Annotated in this window: 8 protein-coding genes and 1 pseudogene; 2 read left to right on the forward strand and 7 right to left on the reverse strand. The window is 48.6% G+C overall.

Features of this window, described 5'->3' with window-relative positions:
- Positions 1–59 precede the first annotated feature (59 nt).
- Both AFL22_RS09680 and AFL22_RS09685 read right to left on the reverse strand, forming a co-directional pair.
- On the reverse strand, positions 60–4,184 hold the full coding sequence (locus tag AFL22_RS09680; RefSeq protein ID WP_052271271.1) for a BapA prefix-like domain-containing protein: 4,125 nt from the start codon (positions 4,182–4,184) through the stop codon (positions 60–62).
- A gap of 607 nt (positions 4,185–4,791) precedes the next feature.
- Complete coding sequence (locus AFL22_RS09685) at positions 4,792–6,009, reverse strand: cupin domain-containing protein (RefSeq protein WP_052271272.1); 1,218 nt, start codon at positions 6,007–6,009, stop codon at positions 4,792–4,794.
- A 474-nt stretch (positions 6,010–6,483) separates the two neighbouring features.
- Between AFL22_RS09685 and AFL22_RS24485 the strand changes: the two are divergent.
- Positions 6,484–6,609 (forward strand): annotated as a pseudogene (locus AFL22_RS24485) (integrase); the annotation flags it as partial.
- 124 nt (positions 6,610–6,733) lie between these two features.
- On the opposite strand, the gene AFL22_RS09690 reads toward AFL22_RS24485, so the two are convergent.
- From AFL22_RS09690 to AFL22_RS09705, 4 genes are read right to left on the reverse strand one after another with little or no spacing between them, the layout of a single operon-like run.
- Positions 6,734–7,675, reverse strand: a complete 942-nt coding sequence (locus AFL22_RS09690; protein WP_052271273.1) for a sugar phosphate isomerase/epimerase — start codon at positions 7,673–7,675, stop codon at positions 6,734–6,736.
- 27 nt (positions 7,676–7,702) lie between these two features.
- A complete protein-coding gene (locus AFL22_RS09695; protein ID WP_052271274.1) occupies positions 7,703–8,131 on the reverse strand; it encodes a PTS sugar transporter subunit IIA in 429 nt (142 codons plus the stop codon).
- Positions 8,132–8,165: 34 nt separating this feature from the next.
- Positions 8,166–9,176, reverse strand: a complete 1,011-nt coding sequence (locus AFL22_RS09700) for a Gfo/Idh/MocA family oxidoreductase (RefSeq protein WP_052271275.1) — start codon at positions 9,174–9,176, stop codon at positions 8,166–8,168.
- A 25-nt stretch (positions 9,177–9,201) separates the two neighbouring features.
- On the reverse strand, positions 9,202–10,611 hold the full coding sequence (locus AFL22_RS09705; RefSeq protein ID WP_052271276.1) for a sugar porter family MFS transporter: 1,410 nt from the start codon (positions 10,609–10,611) through the stop codon (positions 9,202–9,204).
- A 755-nt stretch (positions 10,612–11,366) separates the two neighbouring features.
- Between AFL22_RS09705 and AFL22_RS09710 the strand changes: the two genes are divergently transcribed.
- Positions 11,367–12,236, forward strand: a complete 870-nt coding sequence (locus AFL22_RS09710; protein ID WP_052271277.1) for a helix-turn-helix domain-containing protein — start codon at positions 11,367–11,369, stop codon at positions 12,234–12,236.
- A 543-nt stretch (positions 12,237–12,779) separates the two neighbouring features.
- Here the strand turns inward: AFL22_RS09710 and AFL22_RS09715 are convergent.
- Complete coding sequence (locus tag AFL22_RS09715; RefSeq protein WP_052271278.1) at positions 12,780–14,171, reverse strand: M24 family metallopeptidase; 1,392 nt, start codon at positions 14,169–14,171, stop codon at positions 12,780–12,782.
- Position 14,172 lies beyond the last annotated feature (1 nt).

A 14,172-nucleotide genomic window follows, 5' to 3' on the forward strand; every position in this document is an offset into this window, starting at 1 on the left:
ACTGGCAATCTTAATTGCGGAAAATGGCCAGGGAAGAAAATCCGCCCCGGCCATCTGATTTAAGCCAGTTGTAAGTGAAGATTATGTTGCATCAGGATATCAGCCAGCGAACCTTCATGGCTGGCAGAGGCATTGTGATACAGGTCGTACTGCTGACCGTTACTAATACGCTGCCCATCCTCGCTCCAGACGCCGCCTTCAATGTTACTTAGCGTAACCACATTGCCGTCCGCGTCTTTTATCATCGGCGCCTCACTCGCATTGTCGTTCATTGGCAACGGCTCTTTTTGCCCCAGATTGACGCTATTACTGCTGAAAGCGCCCAGATTAATGACCTCAGCGTTGCCTGATCTCAGCCCAAGCGTGGCAAAATCAAACGCCTCATGCGCACCATTCAGCTGAAACGAATCGTCATCGGCAGCACCGTTCAGGCTGGTGTGCAGATTTGAATATAAAAGCGAGAGCGTTTCAATGTTTACTGTTTCAGAGAGATGGAGATTGTCAGCCATATCAGGATGAAGAGACGCGTGCTCCAGTGTGATAGCACTATGGCTTTCCGAATTGCTGCCATCTTCTGTGTTGCTGCTGATCACAGTTGTGGCATTGATCAGGTTGTCCTGCGCTGCGGTTGCAATACTCAGCTTCGGTTGCGGCTCGGCCATATAAAGCTCGACGTTTTGCGAAACGTGGTTAACGTTTCCGGCAGCATCACGAATAGTTGCGGTTATCCTGTGCTCGCCCGGTTCAGGCGTGAGTGCGTCCAGCGTTTCAAGCTGCACGGCCCACGTGCCTTTGCTGGTCACACTGGTTTGCCACTGGTGGTCGCCAGGCCTGACAGTAACAATATCACCGGCTTCACCCGTACCTGATACATGCTGATCATGGCTGGAGGCAAGGTTGATTTGCTGCCCCTCTGTGAGGTGAGTAAAAGCGATTTTGGGTGCGCAGACATCCACCTGATAGCTGGTCGTTATCGTAGCCGTATGGCCAGCCGCGTCGCTAGCAGTCACGACAATGTCATGCTGCCCCTTGCCGAAACCTGTTTTCATCGTCCCCGGCGCCAGTGGCAGGCTCCAGTGACCATCGTCGCTTACTGCCGCATTGTGATGTTTACCACCAATAATCACCGATACCGTCTGACCGCTGCCGGTGACGCCCGTTGTGCCGGTCAGCATCGAGCCCTCTTTTTTCTCCGCACGGTTCAGCCAGCCGTCACCAAATGGCGTATCAATTTCAGGTGCAGGCTGACCTGGAATATCGACCACTGGCGTAGTATTGCTTCCATCGGTGGGATTATCGGGGGTGACCGGTGGCAACGGATCGCCGCTGTTATCACTGACCGGAGAAGTCAGATCCGCTGTGACGTAACCACTCTGTTCAAACCAGTTTCCGGCGCCATCCAGCACGCCAAACGACAGGAAGTTGCCGCCCTGGGAAAGCTCCGACGCGCTGATTTCCGCGCGCCAGCTGCCATCTGCCTCTACCACGGCATAATTCCAGTGGAAGGTATCAGAAACCTGCACCGCAAAAGTCTTAAGCGGCAGCGGCGCTTCAAGCGTGCCGCTGATAACGTACCAGGTCTGACCGTCATGCTGTACCGCATCCGCCAGCGTGATGTCGTTAACGGTGACTTTCGGGTTGCTGCTGTTGTAGTGGGTAATCAGCAGCAGATTCTGGCTGAGGCTGGTACTGTTTCCATTCAGATCCGTTGCGCTGACCTGAATGGTGTGGTTGCCGTCCTTGATAGTTTTCACGTCGCTGTCAGAGAGCTGAACCTGCCACTGATTCTGATAGACACTGCCCTGCCAGGTTCTGCCGTCAAGGGTCAGTTCAACCGGCGTGCCGGAGGGAAGATGAGCGGCGGTGCCGGTGAAGATAATGCCGTATATCCCCTCCTGGTAACTGACCGCATTGTCGCCGGTGATCGGATCAAGAGTCAGCTGCGGCAACGCCTCAGTAGCGAAGATTTGCACGCCTGCTGAGGCATAACCTTTGTTGCCCGCTTCGTCGGTTGTTTCAGCAATAGCACGGTAGCTCCCTTCCTCCATTCCCTGCAGCGTTTCCGCGGGAACTGAGAACTGCCACTGGCCATTTTGATCGACGATGCCGCTCCAGTGGGAGGCCCCAAAACTAACTTCAATCGTGCTGCCGGCTTCGCCTCTGCCGGAGATCACCAGCGGGCTGCTGATTTCATGACTGTCGATCACCCCGTCCCCTGCCAGTGTATTAATCGTGACAAGAGGATCCTGCGTATCGGTAATAAACGTCGTCTCCGTGATACCGGACTGGCCCCAGCGATCGGTGGCGGTCAGCGTAACGGAATGACTCCCCTCGGCTAAATCTGCTTCCATCAGCTGCCCAGTGGAGAGTGAGACAAGCCAGTTGCCCAGAATGTCCACAGCGCCCGCATAGTGAACACCATCTACGGTCAGATCGATCTTCTGGCCCGCCCCGGTCACACCAGTGGAGCCGCTCAGCGTAACAGGCTCGAAGCGTTCATGTGCGTTCATAAACCCGTCGACAAACGGCGTGTCTATAGTCGGCTGTGGCGGGATAGCGTCTGATGGCGGTGCTGACGCCTCTACGGTAATGACTTTGTTTGCGGTGGTCGTACCGCCAACGCTGTTTTCAAAGGTTACGCTGATGTGGTTAGACCCTACCGGCAGCACCTGCAGATCGGCAGACGGCAGGGTAACACTCCAGCTGCCGTCAGCGGCCGGCGTTGTGGTATAGGTCTGACCGTTCAGCATTATGGTCAGCGTGCTCTCTGCGGCGAGGTTCGCTGTGGTGCCGCTGAACGTCTGTGGGGAGAGCTTCTCCTCAGCGCTTAACACGCCGTCACCAGTAAAACTGTTAATGGTTAAAGAAGGGGGCGTGCTGACAGGCGGAATCGGCGTGCCACCATCGGCGGGTGGCGTATTGCCACCATCCGTTGGATTGTCATCGATAACCGGCGGAACCCCATTGCCGCCTTCAACGGGCGTAATAAGGTCGGCTGTGACATTGCCACTCTGCTCAAACCAGTTTCCGGCACCGTCCAGCACGCCAAACGACAGGAAGTTGCCGCCCTGGGAAAGCTCCGACGCGCTGATTTCCGCGCGCCAGCTGCCATCTGCCTCTACCACGGCATAATTCCAGTGGAAAGTATCAGAAACCTGCACCGCAAAAGTCTTAAGCGGCAGCGGCGCTTCAAGCATGCCGCTGATAACGTACCAGGTCTGACCGTCATGCTGTACCGCATCCGCCAGCGTGATGTCGTTAACGGTGACTTTCGGGTTGCTGCTGTTGTAGTGGGTAATCAGCAGCAGATTCTGGCTGAGGCTGGTACTGTTTCCATTCAGATCCGTTGCACTGACCTGAATGGTGTGGTTGCCGTCCTTGATAGTTTTCACGTCGCTGTCAGAGAGCTGAACCTGCCACTGATCCTGGTAGACGCTGCCCTGCCAGGTTCTGCCGTCAAGGGTCAGTTCAACCGGCGTGCCGGAGGGGAGATGGGCGGCGGAGCCGGTGAAGATAATGCCGTATATCCCCTCCTGGTAACTGACCGCATTGTCGCCGGTAACCGGATCAAGAGTCAGCGCCGGTAATGGAATGGCGCTGGCCTTCATAGCGTCGGAGGTGGCGGGGGCATCTGAAGCTGTTGCTGACTCAACCTGGGGCGTAAGCGTTAAGGTTGAATCGGCTTCGCTGGTCGTCGCCCTCAGGGCGACAGCTGCTCCGTTTAACGGCGTGCCTGACGGGATCAGTATCTGGCTTTGGGAAGACTCTACGACTGATAACGCGGGATCTGACTCTGGACTGGCAGGGAATGGCATTGGAGATGTTGCAGAAGCTGGAGATTGCCAGACAGGTGTCAGCGTGGTGACAGTCTGAGCATCGCCGGAAACGTCTGTGCTGAACTGTGCCTCCTGAAATAAACTTCCCTGCTGGAAAAGCATTCTACTCTGCTGGCCTGCAACCTCAGTAAAGAAATTCTGATAGCGAAGCGTATCGCTCTCGTGCAGGTTAAGAATGAGATCGTCACCCTGTTTCTGAAAAGAAGAAATCTGAGAAGGTGAGCTTTGCAGCGTGATAAGAGCGGGTTCGCTCAGAATAGATTGTGATTTTCCTTCAGTGGACTGAGACAATGGGTGACCGCTTTTCAGCGATATGACCGTGGCGCGGCCCGTTCCTGAAAATGCCATCGAAATCTCCTTATATACCAGTTATTAAGTAGGCAATGCCGTTGGAAATAAAGCGACGCTTTACTTATTCCAGGCACGCAACGGCCAGCGCCAATAAAGGTGCTGAGGCAGAGCCGGCACTCAACGCATTAAACGCAATTCGTAGCAACAATAAAGGGCATAACCACAGCCAGATTAAATATTCGATTTTGAAAACAGATTATTTCTGCTGGCAAAATAAAAAGTACCATTCTTTGCAAGAGTCCGGGCATCGGCTCAATTAACCTTTACTGACTTCCACGACGTATCGTCAGGAAAAAGTGAATAGTTGATGCTGGATATACATAAGCTAAACTTCGTTTTCATGTCTGGCTACCAGGTAAAATCTGGAAATGTCCCCTGTTAATAGCAGATGCTTCATGATGATTTAACTGCCCTGCTGTCTCAGTTCAGTAACAACTTCCCCATCCCTGTAAGAGCAATGCTGATGCTATTGCACCATTTTAAGTGGCAGGTAGGATATTGCATTACCGATATAAGTGTCCGCTTTATGTTAAAAGCGGACACTTTAATTTAAACAGGAATAGGTCAGCGTCAATCCTTATTAATCAGGTAACGACTGAGCCGGTTACTTCACCACCGGGTTCTTTTTAAGTGAAAGCATGTTCATAAACTCTTCATCCAGGTGCAGGTGTTGCCGGACAAGTTCAGCTGGTGTACTGGCGAGCCACTGGTTAAGCGAAATATCGGCATAGTAATCACTTTTAAAAAGTTCTAGAAAACGCAGTGGTTCCTTACCGGTATTTTCGATGTAGTGTCCCATAGCAAAAGGAACATATCCCACATCGCCGGCGCGGTAGTCAAAAGTCCTTGCCTGACCGGATGATGCAAAGACCCCCATCCGCCCCTCTCCTTCAAGGTAATACTGCCATTCATCATTGTTAGGATGCCAGTGCAGCTCGCGCAGTCCGCCTGGCTCAATTTCTACCAGTGCGGCAGCAATCGTTTTTGAAACCGGAAAATTAGATGAATCCGTAATCCTGACGGTTCCTCCCGGCGCGCGTACCGGATCCTGAGCCAGCATCTTGTGGGTAAAGCGGATTTTCGACTTCACCGCACCTTTTATACTGTCTGATTCCAGGCTGCCCGGAACGTTGCCGGCAAAAATGTACTCATCATCAGGTGAAGGCAGGTGAGAAAATGAAGATACCGGAACCCTGAAGTTTTTGGCGAGAATTTCCGGGGGAATATGCCTGAACCAGTCTGACAGCAGAAAAGTGCTATCCTCATCAAAATTTCCGTCGTCAAAAGCCAGTAAAAATTCACAGCCGTCGGGACCGAGACCCTGAATCGAATGGGGAATACCGGGCGGAAAATACCATAGGTCACCTGCAGCGATATCATCAACAAACCATCCTCCGCTGGCGTCAAAAGCGGTAATCCGCGCGTTGCCATAAGTCATGTAAGCCCACTCCCCCTCTTTATGCCAGTGCAGTTCGCGAATACCTCCGGCATTGAGGCGCATGTCTACACCCGCAATCGTCGTAGATATGCCCAGCTCCCGCTGCGTCACCTGACGCGTCCAGCCACCGCTTCCCTTGCGTACGTGCGCATCACTGAAAGAAAAGCGAAGGTTTGGCAGCGTTCCGCTGTCGGTAACGGGCGGATTTACGATGTCCGGACTTTCTGTCTCACGAATAGGATCATGTGGTCCGGGATCTCGTCCTCCGCTCCCTGCCGGAAACGTCTTTACGCCGTTGTCATGTGCCATGGCCTGACCCGCCGCAAGCGCGACCGTTCCTCCTGCCGCAAAAGCCATAAAATGTCTTCTTGTCAGTGTTTTCATATTCATCCCTCTTAAGAATCTTTTTATAAACGGTATTATTTTTATTACCGCCATAAAGTTATAAGCGGGCTGAATGCGGAGGGAAAAACAACTTTGTAACACTGTGGAAAGAGTGCATCTTTCACGCAAATAGTAAAGATAATTGAATGTATTAAGAAAGATTAATGTTGTTTAATCAACGTATAGTTATAAAGGGATTATCCTGTGCATAAGCGCACTAATCGTCAATTAATGTGGGTCTTTTTGATTTTCATTTACCCGGTGATCGGTAACTGCTGATAAGAATTTTTACGAATTGAGGGGTTTAACGAGGCCTGAGCCTTTGATCCGTGAGCTTTCACGCACGTACTCAGATAGACGAGGCGCATGTGCAGGGCCGCTCTGTTACGCCTCATTAAGCCCGAAGCATAAAGTCCCCTTCTCGCTCAAACGAGACAACCATAATCACATATCCTAACCCAATGGAGATTGATCATGACAATATCCCCCTGGAACAGGGGCCATATTATTGGCCAGAAACGACCTCTTCAGATCTCTCATATCTGGGGGATTCGTATCTGTCTTGAGCTGGAAAGAAAAGTCCGCGATTTGGCTCTATTTCTTCACTTTTGTGTAATTGTGTTAGCCCATATTGGGCCGATGTTAATTGAACATTCCCTTAAACATTGTGACGTGGCTAGTGGGAGCAAGCAGATGCCCACCTTTTACAGCAGGCACCTGAATGCTAGCGACTCAGGGTTGCGTTTAATGCATCAATGGAGGTTTGTAGTCCCGCCTCTACGCTCATAGTAAGGTCTTCCATTTCCAGCGAGACATCCCCGTCATAGCCGGTCATCCGTAACACAGAAAAGAACTCTTTCCACCATTTCAGATCCTGACCACATCCTACCGCCACATAGTTCCAGGTACGGGTTTTCGTAGCCGTGACCGGCTGATACTCAAGCAAACCATCAATATCGGCCAGGCCGCGCTCAATACGCGCATCTTTGCCATGCACATGGAAAACTGCACCTTCGAGCTTGCGGGCAGCGGCAATGGGATCAGCACCCATGGCGATAAGATGAGAGGGGTCAAGATTGATGCCAATCATATCGTCCACCGCATTACGCAGGCGCAGCAATGTCGAAGGATTGTAAACCAGCTGGCACGGGAACTCCTCAATAGCGATCTGCTCTACACCGTGCTTTCTGGCATGCTGCACAAACTTTTTCCACCAGGGTATGGCGACTTCATTCCATTGATATTCAATCACACCTGGCATGTAGTCCGGCCAGGAGACGGTGGAAGTGATCCAGTTGGGCACCCGGTCATCGGGTCCGCCGCCCGGCAGGCCGCTCATCATCACAATTTTCTTAACGCCCAGCTTGCCTGCCAGTTCGACCGCGCGGTAACTGCTTCGGGTATGCGTCTCCCCCAGTTCGCCTGGCGCCAAAGGATTACCAGAGCAGTTAAGGGCGACAATGCGGATCTTACGCTGTGCCAGCGCCTGTTTAAACTGTTCGAGCTTTGCTGATGATGCAAGCAGCTCCTCAGTTTTCACATGCGGACAGGGTGACCAGCCCCCTGCCGTCATCTCTACGCCGCTGATACCGTAGCTTTTGACTTTATCTAGCATGGCGGTAAAAGGTAAGCTGGCAAGTACATCCGTACATAATGCGAGTTTCATTATTAAATCCTTCAAATGAAATTAAGATCAGGCTTTATTAAGCTGTTCTATGAACTGCTGTTTTGTGGAAGCCCTGGCTAATAAGGTGGTTTTCACTTCATTGCCTAATAAATTAGTAATATCCGCCAGCACCTGAATAGGCTCATTTTTTGTCGCCGCCACGGCGACAACAATGAAGACCACTTTACCGCCTCCCCAGCTTACGCCGTTGGGAAACTGAAAAACCTGGAAGCCGGTTTTGATAACCAGATCAAGGCTCTCCTTTGCACAATGAGGAAACGCAATTCCGGCACCTATATAGGTTGAAACACTCCTTTCCCGGGTCATCATGCCATTAAAAAAACCCGGCTTAACGTAGCCCGATTTTTCAAATGCTTCTGCCGCAATCCGTATCGCTTCGGTTTTATTTGCTGCCCGACACTGCAAATGCAATGCATCTTCAGTCAGTAGTAACATGGTCACTCCTTACTTAATTTCGGGAAAGAAACGGTTAACGATACAGAGCAGGCTTGTGTGGTATAAGCACATCATGTTTTTTCCCGTCCTGAAGCGAAGCAAGGCCAGCATCGCAGACAAGGGCGACGACGTAACCATCCCAGGATGAAGGCCCGTTCATCTCCTGTCCTGCATTAATGTTATCGATAAAGTGCTGCACCTCGCGATCATAGGCCGTTGTGAAGCGCTCCATACATGACTGAGCGATATGTTGCGCATTGCCATTCAGCGAACGGGTTGTGATCAATTGCTGTTCGTTCAACGCTGCAATAGCATTTTCACCGATGACTTCACAGCGGATGTCATAACCGTAGTGACAGTTTACGAACAGTTCATCGTCTATGCGCACCCCAGATTCCGTCTCAAAAATAACAATAAGTGGGTCCTGTAAGTGTGGCAGCGCACGGTGGGTTTTCTTACGCGGCTTATCGACACGAACTGAAGTGATATCCTCATTCAACAAATAGCGCACAATATCAATTTCATGGGTCGCGGAATCATTAATCGCCATTTCGAGCGTATAACTTTCAGGTACTGAGGGATTACGGTGAGCGCAGTGAATGAGCATGATATCGCCGAACTGGTCACTATCAATCACCTGCTTCAGCGCCTGATAGCCCGGGTCAAAGCGGCGCATAAAACCAAGCTGCAGCAGACGTTTCCCTGCTTTAACCTCGGCATCGATGATTTCTCTGGATTCATCCGCGGTTGGCGTCAACGGCTTTTCGCAAAATACCGGCTTACCTGCGTTAAAAGCAGCAAGGATCTGTGCTTTGTGCGCAGGACCAATTGAACAAATAAATACCGCATCAACCCGATCAGAATCAATCATTGCCTTTGCGTCATAAAACGCAGTTGCGTCATATTCGCTCGCAATCGCATCGGCGGCAGCGTGGTTAATATCACAGACGGCGGTAACTTTCACGCCAGTAATAATATCGTTGAAACGTTTCAGATGGTCACGGCCGATCATCCCTAGTCCGATTAACCCGATTTTGACAGTCATTTATCAATCCTCTAATACAGTAAATTTAAAAGCGAAATTTCTTTTCAATCTGTTCTAATGTCATACCACGGGTTTCAGGCAGATATTTCACCAATAAGGCAAGCATAATGACATTAGCTACGCCGAAGAAGCCGAAAGTCATGCCTCCGCCGTAATGGCTTAACAGGAAGGGAAAAATTGACTGAATCATGAAATCAAACATCCACAGTCCAAATACCGCGAACCCCATGCCTGCGCCACGCATTCTTAATGGATAGATTTCTGCTAACATCAGCCAGAAAACGGGCGCGATCCAGCCTTGCATAAACACCAGGAATACCAGCATCAGACCGAGAATAATGTAGGGAGCATGCGCAAAATTGGCATGTAACGTTTCGATTCCATTGAGCGTTTCGCTATGGAAAAAAAGCTTAAACGCAACGCCAATCAGTACAAGACTCACAGTAACACCCGCTTGGCCAGTAAAGAACATTTTGCGACGAGAGTGTTTACCAATTAACGCAATACCCAATAAAGTCGCCAGTACAGAAATAACCCCGTTGGCTACAGCACCTGTCACTGCTGCAGCATCACCAAGCCCGGTCGCTTTGAGAACTGTAGGTGCGTAATACATTATGGTGTTAACGCCAGTAACTCGCGTTGCCAGTACGATCATTAAGCCAATTAACAACAACTGAACCACCCAGCGATGCTTTAATTCGGCAAATAGATTGAATTTCACCTCATCGGCTTTCACTATCTGTTGTATTTCTTTTATCTCGCGATCGACTTCTTGCGGCAAACGTAACGTTTTAAGTACATTTCTCGCTTTATCAGTTTCGCCACGCCGGATAAAGAATCGCGGTGATTCCGGCATCATTAGCATTCCAATCCACAACAAGGCGCCAGGAAGCGCCGGAATGGCTAACATTATGCGCCAGTTGTGCTGCATTTCAGGATACAAATTAACTATGGCGGCATTTACCGAATAGGCAAGGAACTGACCGGTTACAATCATCAGTTCGTTAACCGTAACCATCCTTTCTCGCTGATCGGCTCGAGCCAATTCAGATATATATATAGGCACGGTGACAGAGGCACACCCGACGGCTAGTCCCAGAATAAACCGCGCCACAATCATTGATGGTACATCCCATGCAAAGGCAGTCCCTAATGCACCAAAAATAAAAATTACCGCAACCCAAAGCAGATTTTTTCTGCGCCCCTGTTTATCAGAAAGATAACCACCAAACAAAGAGCCCAGCGCTGCGCCAAATAAGAGGAATGAGGTAATGAAACCTTCCTGCGTAGGTGTCAGGTTCAAATCGTATTTCATGAAAATCAATGCGCCGGAAATTACGCCAGTATCATAACCAAAGCACAAACCACCAATCGTGGATACGAGAGTTATCATCCTCATTCTGTGAGGGTTTTGCAGGTGAGTTTTATTGTACATATCTGTTCCGTCTGGTTGTAAGGTAAGCCGCCGCAGGCCAGTTATTGGCCCGCGTCAGACTCTTAATATTTAGCTGAATATCAGTGAATATTTCTTTTATGCAGAGAAACTTTATTGTGCATGTCTACTAATCGCGACACCGTTATCGTTGTCATGAAGTTATATCAAAGGGAACGTCTAAGACCAGCGACTTAGATGCATGGTATTTCGCTGCGTGCGGGCGATCAAAAATCGAGAGTGAAAAGCGCTTTTTTAGGTGACCAAAGTCACAATACTTTCTTTAACCGTTGACATAGCAAGAATGGAGATAGATGAAAGAACCCTACCGAAAATAAATTCACGCTGGTTAAACTACTTAATGGAATTAAAATGTATTTATTTACCCTGAGTGCTTTAGAATAAGCGTTCCGCCCCGGATTTATTGCTAAAATAATGAGGTACCCTGAGCCATAGCAAATTTCATGATTTTTGACTTTTTACATCACCCTTAACCCATACAATTATTATGGCTTTAATGAATCCGGGCACACTCCCGGTTTCCTTTACATTCAGGATATAAGGCGACTGAAACTGTGATGAAGATCAATCTGATATTTAGCTTTAGAACCCCGGATCACAATAATCTGCAGTTGTACAAGGATGGATATGGAGAAGATATTATTTATCAATAAGTTAAAAAAATGTAAAAAGCAATATTGATGATTACGGCCTGGGTTAGTAATGTAACAATAGCAACATACAGACAGGAGTAGCCCATGCTGACTTTTTGCCACAATGAACAGTCTTCTTCCCGTGGATTTGAAACCAGTCTGCGGCCGCGTCTTACATTTATCTGTCAGGCTAAAGGGGCTCAGGCGGCGATCCCACGAGTGATGCATAAACACCATGACCGCTTCGAACTAATGTTCATTCGCGCTGGCAGCGGTGTCTACAACATAGATGGACAAAGCTACAGCGTTAAAAAAGGTGACATGATAGTGTTTAACGCAAATGTATTGCATGATGAAACCCCAACGGCCACTGAAGATCTATTGATTTATAGTTGTGGTGTTGAACAGTTGAAAGTAGACGGTTTACCTATGAATGTACTCACGTCCCGGACACAGTCGCCGGTAATATCTTGCGGTGAGTTTTATGATGAGATAGCTCAGCTCTTTGATCAGATGTGGTCGCATGTCAGCCGTAAGCGCCTGTACAGTTCTGAAATCGGCGATAATCTGCTGGGCGTCTTGCTTTTAATTTTTCGGGATTTATGGCTTGAGCACAAAAGTGAGCAGGAAACATCTATTATTTTGCCAGGACAGCGCGTTAAAGAATATATAGACAACCACTATAAGGAAGATATTGCGCTGGTTAATATGGCCACTAAACTCAATATGAATCAGTTTTATCTTTCACACTCTTTCAAAGACTATTCTGGTTATTCGCCTAAGCAGTATCAGACTCGCCGACGGATTGGTGAAGCACAAAACTTATTGTTAAGTACCGGATTAGGGATAACTGAAATAGCTAATGCTGTCGGTTACGACAATGTTAATAATTTTCATCGTATATTCCAAAATCTTGTCGGCATTCCTCCGGCCCGTTATAAGAAATTCTGGCTGAGAGGAATCAGCAAAGCCTGATTATTAATAAAACAATTTTGCATGGGCGTGTGTATGCTTGCTGAATCAATATCGTAAAATTGATGATGACGAATCCTTACGAGAATTTTAACAATTATCCCGGGAGCGGTTTGCTGCCACATATCTTTTAGCCATTTCAGATACTTTCCATTCGTCCCTTGTTTAGAGCTGTTTCGATAACCGCTAAGCGTTATTACATCCTTATGCGTTACAAAATATGTAAGAGCATTCAGGTAATTTCATTACGTACTTGAAAAAAATTAAATAATGGGGCTTCGCTCGTTAAAATCATTCATCTTTGTGGCAATTTATAAATATTGAGTGGCTTTATTTAACGTAGTACTTACAAACATCAAAGCACACAACAACCAGTGATAAAACCGTTTGAATTTTGTGTGCTTTCCCGAAGTTTCAGTGGCATTTTTGTGTGCTGAATAAAACTGCATCTTATCCGGATTAAAGCAGAATCGGGTAAATCCTGTCTTGTCCATATGTCGGATTTGGGGTGCTTGTTATTGCACTCAACACTTAACATCATGCTGATTATTTACAGCGTAAGGCGTAATCTTTTTTAAGATAGAAAGGGCGAAGATATGCGACTGAATTAGATAGTGGAATGACATCGTCACTGAGATTAATCCGCAGTACTTCACGCAGGTATTTCCTGCGGGTTTCAATACGCTTCCACATCGCCGGGTAGGCTTCCCGGATAGCCTGCTGAAGCTGAGTATCTGCCAGCGCAATGCATTCCTCGGCACTGACACCGGTATATCCTGGAACAGACGGAATAATATCAATCTGCATAATCATGCCGTTTTTAAGCTGTTCTGAAGAGCCATGAAAAATGGGTGATGACATCCATTCCTCATCGGAAACGAGGTGACCTGGATTCAGATGCCAGCCGTAGCGTTCTTTCGGGAAAATCTGCTCGATGAGATCGTAAAGCGCACCGCCGGGCATGCCTATTTTGATCTTTTCCAGCCAACCTGCAACCGCTGCAAAGTACGGTTTTGCCATGCGCTCCAGATAGTCTTTCTGAGATTCAGGTAGTTCACTTTCTTCTGAGATCACAAAGCCCGTTCGGCTCGACAGCCCCCCCTTGAATCCTGTGGTCAAAGAGAGCGGATCGCCCTGCAAAACCTTTCTATAGGTCGGGTAAATATTGGCTTTATCAAAACGCGGGCCGGTTGCAGCAATCGTGACTACGGTATTGTACTGACCTTCAGCTGCAAGAAGAGCACCCAGTTCAACCTCCTTTATACCAGGCTCAATAGCGTTAAGGGCGTCAAGAATACAGTTAGATGCAAGGTTGGCACCGTATTCATAATGAGCAATTTCATTAGCATTACAGGTTGCCCGCGCGCCGCTGTGTCCGCCGATAAAGAGATGAACAGCGTTTTCCAGCACCGCCTCTTCACTGAGCGCGTTTTTTATCGCATCCACGATAAAGTACGGCAGATCGATATAGTCACGCCCATTTCCGGCGGCAGGCGTAAACATTTTCCAGCCTGCAAGACCCACTTTCTTCCTGGCATTGAGGCTGGCATTTTTAAAAATGGTTTCCAGTGGCGCTTCATTATCCATAGGCTGGTTTGGCAGGGAAAAGAATGGACTGTGCATTAGTGATACCGGAACACGCGAGAAGCGGGCAAGCTTCAGGTTCTCATTACCGAGGATCACCGTGCAGTCACCTGATTTGTCGAGTAGCAGCAGGCCTTCTTCAAAACGAGGAATGAAACCGGTCAGATATTCAAAATTACCCCCGTGCTCCTTGTCTGCATAAATTATCAGAGTATCGAAACCTTCATTCTCCATGCCTTTCAAAACTTTTGCGTTCCGCTCCAGTATTGTTTCATCAGACAGAAAGACAGGTTCAACTTCTGTAAATTTAACCGGTGCAGCTGTCGGCCCGTACTGGATTGTCCTGGAAACCATG

The sequence above is a fragment of the Pantoea sp. CFSAN033090 genome (assembly GCF_001264395.1).
Lineage (GTDB): Bacteria > Pseudomonadota > Gammaproteobacteria > Enterobacterales > Enterobacteriaceae > Pantoea > Pantoea agglomerans.

Coding starts and splice junctions, on each gene's coding strand:
- AFL22_RS09680 (WP_052271271.1), bottom strand. CDS start 4,184: ATGGCATTTTCAGGAACGGGCCGCGCCACGGTCATATCGCTGAAAAGC.
- AFL22_RS09710 (WP_052271277.1), top strand. CDS start 11,367: ATGCTGACTTTTTGCCACAATGAACAGTCTTCTTCCCGTGGATTTGAA.
- AFL22_RS09700 (WP_052271275.1), bottom strand. CDS start 9,176: ATGACTGTCAAAATCGGGTTAATCGGACTAGGGATGATCGGCCGTGAC.
- AFL22_RS09690 (WP_052271273.1), bottom strand. CDS start 7,675: ATGAAACTCGCATTATGTACGGATGTACTTGCCAGCTTACCTTTTACC.
- AFL22_RS09695 (WP_052271274.1), bottom strand. CDS start 8,131: ATGTTACTACTGACTGAAGATGCATTGCATTTGCAGTGTCGGGCAGCA.
- AFL22_RS09685 (WP_052271272.1), bottom strand. CDS start 6,009: ATGAAAACACTGACAAGAAGACATTTTATGGCTTTTGCGGCAGGAGGA.
- AFL22_RS09705 (WP_052271276.1), bottom strand. CDS start 10,611: ATGTACAATAAAACTCACCTGCAAAACCCTCACAGAATGAGGATGATA.
- AFL22_RS09715 (WP_052271278.1), bottom strand. CDS start 14,171: ATGGTTTCCAGGACAATCCAGTACGGGCCGACAGCTGCACCGGTTAAA.